This is a genomic window from Ruegeria sp. 6PALISEP08 (assembly GCF_001238295.1).
Taxonomy (GTDB): domain Bacteria; phylum Pseudomonadota; class Alphaproteobacteria; order Rhodobacterales; family Rhodobacteraceae; genus Ruegeria.
The window spans coordinates 1-786 of record NZ_LGXZ01000040.1 but is presented as its reverse complement, the minus strand read 5'-3'; the positions used below and the strand labels follow the sequence as shown (position 1 = coordinate 786).

The following is a 786-nucleotide window of genomic DNA, read 5'->3' as shown; positions in this document are numbered from 1 at the left end:
CACGGTTCTAAAACTGAGCGGTGAACATGTCTGATCTCTTCTGGCTGACGGATGCGCAGATGGCGCGTATGGAGCCCTACTTTCCAAAGTCCCACGGCAAGCCACGCGTCGATGACAGGCGCGTCTTGAGTGGGATTATCTTCATCAATCGCAATGGCTTGCGCTGGCGCGACGCACCTAAGGAATACGGGCTGCACAAGACGCTGTACAACCGTTGGAAACGGTGGAGCGACAAGGGCATCTTCGCGCGGATGATGGCCGGTCTGGCCGCCGAGCACGGCGAACAGAAGACCGTCATGATCGATGCCACCTACCTGAAAGCGCACCGCACGGCGTCCAGTTTGGGCGTCAAAAAGGGGGGCGTGGACGCCTGATTGGCCGAACGAAGGGCGGCATGAACACCAAGTTGCACGCCATCTGCGACAGTCAGGGACGCCCGCTGAACCTGTTCGTAACCGCAGGACAGGTCAGCGACTACATTGGCGCACGGGCGTTGTTGAGCGGCTTGCCAAATGTCGGCTGGCTGCTCGGAGATCGCGGATATGATGCCGACTGGTTTAGGGAAGCGTTGAAAGACAAAGGGATACGCGCTTGCATCCCGGGCCGAAGGCAGCGCAAGAGACCTGTGAAGTACGACAAGCGTCGTTACAAAAGACGGAACCGGATTGAGATCATGTTCGGCAGATTGAAGGACTGGCGACGTGTGGCAACCCGCTACGATAGATGCCCGAAAGTCTTCCTGTCAGCCATCGCACTCGCCGCACTCGTCATCTATTGGCTATGAGT

Annotated in this window: 1 protein-coding gene; it reads left to right on the top strand. The window is 58.0% G+C overall.

Annotated features, from left to right (window positions below; all coding sequences use genetic code 11):
* Window positions 1–26: 26 nt before the first annotated feature.
* Window positions 27–784, top strand: a protein-coding gene (locus ALB80_RS22080; protein ID WP_157054313.1) for an IS5 family transposase whose coding sequence is annotated in 2 segments (ribosomal slippage) — window positions 27–348 and window positions 348–784 — 759 coding nt in all. Because the reading frame shifts where the segments join, the coding sequence is not laid out codon by codon here.
* Window positions 785–786: the final 2 nt, after the last annotated feature.